Raw genomic sequence first — 6,587 nt, 5'->3', positions numbered from 1 at the left:
GCCGCCAGCAGCGCCCGATGCGCGAACCGTCGCGGCCCCGGCGGGCCGCTCTGCCGCACCCTGGTCACATCCTCCGCCATTCGTCGCAGGGACACATGACGATCGGAGATTACCGGTTCGCCTCCCCTTTACGGGACGTTCCGTGGACTCGACGTCACTGTGGCGGCAGGTATGCCAACTGCACCAGGCGGACACCCTCCCGCCGGGTGGACAGTCGACCGCGTCCGGGCGGCAGCGGGCCGGGCCGGACCGCACCCACCAACGCGCCCTCCTCGGGGCTGCCCGACATCACCAGGCCCGAGGTGGACAGTTCGCGCAGCCGCTGCACGACCGGCTCGTACTGGGCCCGGCCGGCACCGCCGCAGCGGCGGACCAGCACCAGGTGCAACCCGACGTCGCGGGCGTGCGGCAGGTGCTCCTCCAGCGCCCGCAGTGGGTTCGCCGGCCCGCTCGCCACCAGGTCGTAGTCGTCGACCAGCACGAACAGCTCCGGGCCGGTCCACCACGACCGGTCGCGCAACTGCGCCGGCCCGACCTCGGGACCGGGCGTACGGCCCTGCAGGTAACCGGCCGCGGACTCCACCAGGTCGGCGGTGTGCGCGGCGGCGGTGCCGTACCCGATCAGGTGTTCGGTCTCGATCGCGCCGAGCAGGCTGCGGCGGTAGTCGACCAGGATCACCCGCGCCTGCTCCGGGGTGAACCGGGTGACGATCGACTGGGCCAGCGCGCGGAGGAACGACGACTTGCCGCACTCGGCGTCGCCGTAGACCACGAAGTGCGGCTCGGTGGCGAAGTCGAGCACCACCGGCCGCAGGTCCGCCTCGGCGATCCCGACCGGGATCCGCAACCCGGCGGTACCGGTCAGGTCGATCTCCGGGTACGGCAGCACCGCCGGGAGCAGCCGTACCCGGGGTGCCGGCGGACCGGACCAGCTCTCCGCCGCCCGCCGCACCAGAGCGGCGGTGTCCGCGTCGGCGACCTGCGGCAGGGCGGTGAGGAAGTGCAGGCTCCCGGCGGTGATGCCGCGACCCGGCGTCCGCTCCGGTACGTCCGCCGCCGCCCGCCGGGCGATCACCGAATCCGACGGGTCACCGAGCCGCAGCTCCAGTCGCGAACCGAAGAGGTCCCGGATGGCCGGTCGGAAGTCCAGCCAACGCACCGCCGTGGCCACCACGTGCACGCCGTAGGAGAGTCCCCGGGTGGCGAGGTCGGTGATCAGCGGCTCCAGGTCGTCGTACTCGCCGCGCAGCGTGGTCCAGCCGTCGACGACGAGGAAGACGTCTCCGAACCGGTCGGTGTCCGGCGCACCGGCGGCGGCCTGCTCGACACGCCGACGCCGCCAGACCGCCATGGACTCGACGCCGAGTTCGGCGAAGGCGCGCTCCCGGTCCGCGAGCAGGGTGGCCATCTCACCCACGGTGCGTCGCACGCCGGTCGGGTCGGCGCGACCGGTGATCCCACCGACGTGCGGCAGGTCGCGCAGCGCGGCCAATCCGCCGCCACCGAAGTCCAGACCGTAGACCTGCACCTCGGCAGGAGTGTGGGTGAGCGCCAGCGCGCAGATCAACGTCCGCAGCGCGGTGGACTTGCCGCTCTGCGTACCGCCGACCACGGCCACGTGCCCGGCGGCGCCGTCCAGGGCCAGCCAGAGCAGGTCGCGCCGCTGCTCGTACGGCTTGTCGACGAGCGCCACCGGCACCTGCAACGCCCCGTGCAGCTCCGGATTGCCGGAGGTCAGCCCCCGGGAGGGGTGCACGGTCAACGGCCCGACCACCTCGTCCAGCCCCGGCGCGCCGTCCAACGGCGGCAACCACACCCGATGTGCCGGCGGCCCCTGGTCGGCGAGGCGCGTGATCAGCAGGTCCAGCAGGGTCTCCCGGCCCGGCTCCTCGTCCTCCTGGACGGGCGGGGCGGGCGGCTCCGGTTCGGGTGTGAAATGGGTGGAGAAGGTGAGCAGGCGCGGGCGCTCGGACCCGGCCGCACCGGCCGCCACAAGGCGTCGACGGACCGCCCCCGAGACGTACGCGGTCTTGAAACGCACCAGCGGCTCGGTGCCGGAGCGCAGGTAGCCGTGACCCGGCGAGCGGGGCAGCTCGTACGCGTCCGGCACGCCGAGCACCGTGCGCGACTCCAGCGACGAGAAGGTACGCAGACCGATCCGGTACGACAGGTGGGTGTCCAACCCGCGCAGCCGCCCCTCCTCCAACCGCTGGCTGGCCAGCAGCAGGTGCACCCCGAGGGACCGCCCCAACCGGCCGATCTGCACGAAGAGGTCGACGAAGTCGGGCTTGGCCGACAGCAGCTCGGAGAACTCGTCGCAGACCAGCAGCAGCGACGGCAGCGGGGCCAGCGCGGTGCCGGCCGCCCGGGCCCGCTCGTAGTCGCGCAGGCTGGCGAAGTTGCCGGCGCGACGCAGCAGCTCCTGCCGGCGTACCAACTCGCCGTTGATCGCGTCGACCATGCGGTCCACCAGCGGCAACGCGTCGGCCAGGTTGGTGATGACGGCGGCGGTGTGCGGCAGCCGGTCGAACGAGGCGAAGGTGGCCCCGCCCTTGAAGTCGACCAGGACGAAGTTGAGCTGCTCGGAGGAGTGCGTGGCGGCCAGCCCCACCACCAGGGTCCGTAGCAGCTCGGACTTGCCTGAGCCGGTGGCGCCGATCAGCAGCCCGTGCGGACCCATGCCGTCCTGCGCCGACTCCTTCAGGTCCAGCTCGACGGCGATACCGTCCACCCCGACGCCGATCGGCACCCGCAGCCGGTCACGGGGCGACCGGGGCGCCCAGCCCTGCTCGGTGCTGAAGCCCTCCGGGTCGCCGATGCCGAGCAGCTCCGGCAGGCCCGGCTCGGCACCGGTCGCGGCGTCCGGACCACGCACGGCGGCCGGGCGTAACGGGGCCAACCGGCGGGCCACCGCCTCGGCCTCGGCGATCCTGAGCGCATCGGCCGTGCCGACCTCGGCCGGCCCGTCCGCCGAGTGCGAGTGCAGCCGGCCGCCCCACACCTCCAACAGCAGGGCGAAGCGGTCCAGCAGGCGGGGCGGCGGGGAACTCAGGTCGATCAGGGTGACCGCGTCGATACCGCCGTCCCCGGCCAGCTCGGTGGCGCCGGTCAGGTCGCCGCCGTCGAGCACCACCACCAGATGCGGCCCGTCGGTGACCGGCCCGGCCGGGCTGAACCGGGACCGGCTGTCCAGCACCTCGTCGAGCAGCTTCTCCAGGTCCACCGCCGCGCTCGCGACCAGCCGGACCGGGCCGAGGGCGTCGACCCGGGACGGATGACCGGTGTGCGGCAACCACTTCACCCACTCCCAGGTCGCCCGCCGTTCCGGCCCGGCGCAGACCGCGATCAGCAGTTCGTCGGGGGAGTGGAAGACCGCGAGCTGGGTGAGCATCGCCCGGACCAGCGACTGCGCGGCCGGTGACCCGGCGGGACCGGCCGGCGCGGCCCGGACGAACACCCGGGCGAAGCTCCGCAGCGACACCGCCACCGGCAGCTCCGGCACCACCGAGTACGCGTCCAGGAAGCGGCGCAGCGCCCCGGCGGTCATCGGCTCCAACTCCTCCAACGGCCGGGTGACCGGTGGGACCAGCGGAGTCGCCAGCGTCTGCGGCCCGACGGCGACCCGCACCACGGTGAAGTCGGCATCGGTGGGACGACGTTCCCAGACCCGGTGGCTCTCCACCGTCGACCAGAGGCCCTGCGGATCCGGGTGCCGGTAACAGAGGCCGCTGCGCTGTCGTGCCGCGGTCTGCCGGACCTGCCGCCGCAACGTCGCCAGGTGTCGCAGGTACTCGCGTCGGGCGGCCATCATCTCGGACTTGCGGGGACTGCCCGAGGCGCTGCCCCACGAGGTGACCAGCATCGCCAGCGTGGAGAGGCCGAACATCGCGCCGACCACGTACGCGTACGCGCCGCCGCCCCGACCGAACATCATCGCCATCGCGACCGTACCGCCGAGCATCGGCAGCACCATCAGCATCTGCTGCCAGCGGCCACCGGTGACGGCCGGGATCTCCGGCGGGGCCTGCACCGGCACCTCGCCGACGGGGATCTCCGGTGCCGGACGTCGGGCCGCCCGCCGGACGACGACAGTGGACACTCGACCTCCCGACGACGCACGGTGACCCGAGCCTGGCTCATGGTAGGTAAAGTCCTTCCGTCCGCGCAGGCCCGCACCCCGCTCGATAGGGAGATCAGTCGATGACGATCGGGCTGGCCCGGGTCACCGTCAGCTCGCCGGTGCGCCGGGTCGACGTGGCCCTGCCCGAGCAGGTCCCGCTCGTCGAGCTGCTGCCCGAGGTGCTCCGGCACGCCGGTGTCGGGCTCGCCGACGACGGTGAACGGCACGGCGGCTGGCTGCTGCGGCGGGCCGACGGCAGCATGCTCGCCACCGGGCAGGCGTTGCTCGCCCAGGGCGTCCGTGACGGTGAGGTGCTGCACCTGGTGCCGGGCCGTGCCGAGTGGCCCGAACCCGAGTACGACGACGTGGTGGAGGCCATCGCCGACGGCGCACGACGGCGGGGTGCCGCCTGGTCACCCGAGGCCACCCGGGTCGCCGCGCTGGCCGGTGCCGGAGTGCCGCTCGGCGTCGGCCTGGTCGCCCTGCTCGCCACCGGCCCCGTCGACCGGGCCGTGTGGCCGGTGGCGACCCTGCTCGCGGTCCTGCTGGTGCTCGCCGGCACGGTGTTCTCGCGGGCCCGGGGCGACGGCGCGTCCGGTGCCGTCCTCGGCGGGTACGCGCTGCCGTACGCCGCCGTGGCCGGTGCCCTCGCGGTCAGCTCGGGCGACCCGGTCGGGCCGCTCGGTCCGCTGCGCTGGGTCGGCGCGGAGGAGGCGCTGGCCGGGGCGGTGGCGCTGCTGCTGGTGTCGGTGCTCGGGCTGCTCGGCGTGGCCACCCGGCAACGGGTCTTCGTGGCCGGGGTGGCGGTCGGTGCGGTCGGCGTCCCGGCTGCCCTCGGCGGCGTGCTGCTCGGCCCGGCCGGCGCGACGGCCGTCCTGCTCTGCGTGCTGGCCTTCGCGATCGGTGCGGTCCCGCTGCTGGCGATCCGGCTGGGCCGGGTGCCGCTGCCGCCGACCACCCTGCCGACCGGTGCCGACCACGACCTGGACCAGGCCCGTGACCTGCCCGATCGCGGCCGGGTGTACGCGGCGGTGGCGCGCACCGAGGAGATGCTCACCGGGATGCTGATCGGGCACGCGGTGCTGGGCGGCGTGGCCGGTCTGGTCCTCGCCGTCACCGGCGGCGTCACCGGTCGGCTGCTGGTCGGGGTGACCTCGACGGTGTTCCTGCTGCGCGCCCGGCTCTTCGCGGCGGTACGCCACCGGGTGCCGCCGGTGCTCGCGGGTCTGGCCGGGTACGCGGCCCTCGGTACGGTGCTCGCCGTCGACGCCGCGACCGGACCACTGATCCTGGCGGTCGGCGGCGTGCTGGTCGGCCTCGCGGTCGCGGCGGCCGGCACCGGTCACGCCCACCGGCCGGTCTCGCCGTACGTCGGGCGGCTCGCCGACCTCACCGACACCGCTCTGGTGATCTCCGTGGTGCCGATCGCCTGCGCGGTGCTCGGACTCTACGAACGGGCCCGGGGACTGCTCGGCTGAGCGGTCCGGCGGGCCCGTCGCGAGGCCGCGTCAGTGGATGGTCTCGCCACGCTCCTCGGCGTCCTTGGCCCGCTGGTAGGAGATCAGGATCTCGGCCTCGGCCTCGGTACGCCCCACCCAGGTCGCACCCTCGACCGACTTGCCCGGCTCCAGGTCCTTGTAGACCTCGAAGAAGTGCTGGATCTCCAGCCGGTCGAACTCGCCGAGGTGGTGGATGTCGCGCAGGTGCTCCTGCCGGGGGTCCTCGTACGGCACGCAGAGGACCTTGTCGTCGCCGCCCTTCTCGTCCGTCATCCGGAACATGCCGATGGTGCGGCACCGGATCAGGCAGCCGGGGAAGGTGGGCTCGGGCACCAGCACCAGGGCGTCCAGGGGGTCGCCGTCCGCGCCGAGGGTGCCCTCGATGAAGCCGTAGTCGGCCGGGTACTGCGTGGAGGTGAAGAGCGTGCGGTCCAGCCGGATCCGGCCGGTCACGTGGTCCACCTCGTACTTGTTGCGGTGACCCTTGGGGATCTCAACCGTGACGTCGAAATCCATTCGCACGCTCCCTCGTTCGCCCACGCTGGCCTGACGGAACCGGCGACCAGCCCGGACGGGCGATTGCCCGCCCACCGAGTCCGGCCGCCGCATAGTCTTCGGACCGAAGTAGTGTCACCCAGGCCGGTTTCCGGTGGGGGAGGAGGGGGTCGTGGGGAGGGAAGATTCACACTACCGTCCGGAGGGTGCCGCCGAGGGCGGTCCCGCGACACCGCCGGTCACACCGGCGACCGGGCGTGTGGTGGTACCCGACGCGCACCTGCTCCGGACACCGTCACCGACATCCGCCGACCCCGCTCCGACGAGCCCGGCTCCCGGCCCGACCCCGCCCGCCACCGGCACCGCGTCCGTACCGCCGGGCACTGCCTCGGTGTCACCTGTGCCGTCCGGCAGCGCGTCCGTGCCGTCCGGCAGCGCGTCCGGGCGGGTGAGCGTCCCGGGCGGTTCCGGGG

3 protein-coding genes and 1 pseudogene are annotated in these 6,587 nt (G+C 74.0%); 1 reads left to right on the top strand and 3 read right to left on the bottom strand.

What is annotated here, in order from left to right:
• Positions 1-154: 154 nt before the first annotated feature.
• Entirely contained in the window at positions 155-4,099 is a 3,945-nt protein-coding gene (eccCa, locus tag EYA84_RS23450; protein WP_131055379.1) for a type VII secretion protein EccCa, read from the bottom strand.
• A 101-nt stretch (positions 4,100-4,200) separates the two neighbouring features.
• On the opposite strand from eccCa, the gene eccD reads away from it, so the two are divergent.
• Positions 4,201-5,598, top strand: a complete 1,398-nt coding sequence (gene eccD / locus EYA84_RS23445; RefSeq protein ID WP_131055377.1) for a type VII secretion integral membrane protein EccD — start codon at positions 4,201-4,203, stop codon at positions 5,596-5,598.
• A gap of 30 nt (positions 5,599-5,628) precedes the next feature.
• Here the strand turns inward: eccD and EYA84_RS23440 are convergent, their stop codons facing one another.
• Positions 5,629-6,135, bottom strand: a complete 507-nt coding sequence (locus EYA84_RS23440; RefSeq protein ID WP_131055375.1) for an inorganic diphosphatase — start codon at positions 6,133-6,135, stop codon at positions 5,629-5,631.
• A 171-nt stretch (positions 6,136-6,306) separates the two neighbouring features.
• Positions 6,307-6,587 (bottom strand): annotated as a pseudogene (locus EYA84_RS33615) (hypothetical protein); the annotation flags it as partial.

This window comes from Verrucosispora sp. SN26_14.1 (assembly GCF_004307965.1).
Taxonomy (GTDB): Bacteria; Actinomycetota; Actinomycetes; order Mycobacteriales; family Micromonosporaceae; genus Micromonospora.
The sequence above is the reverse complement of the archived record's forward strand: the minus strand, read 5'-3'. Positions and strand labels throughout refer to the sequence as shown.

What these genes read in the sequence shown, in the direction of transcription:
- eccD (WP_131055377.1), top strand. Translation starts at nt 4,201, where the DNA reads ATGACGATCGGGCTGGCCCGGGTCACCGTCAGCTCGCCGGTGCGCCGG.
- EYA84_RS23440 (WP_131055375.1), bottom strand. Translation starts at nt 6,135, where the DNA reads ATGGATTTCGACGTCACGGTTGAGATCCCCAAGGGTCACCGCAACAAG.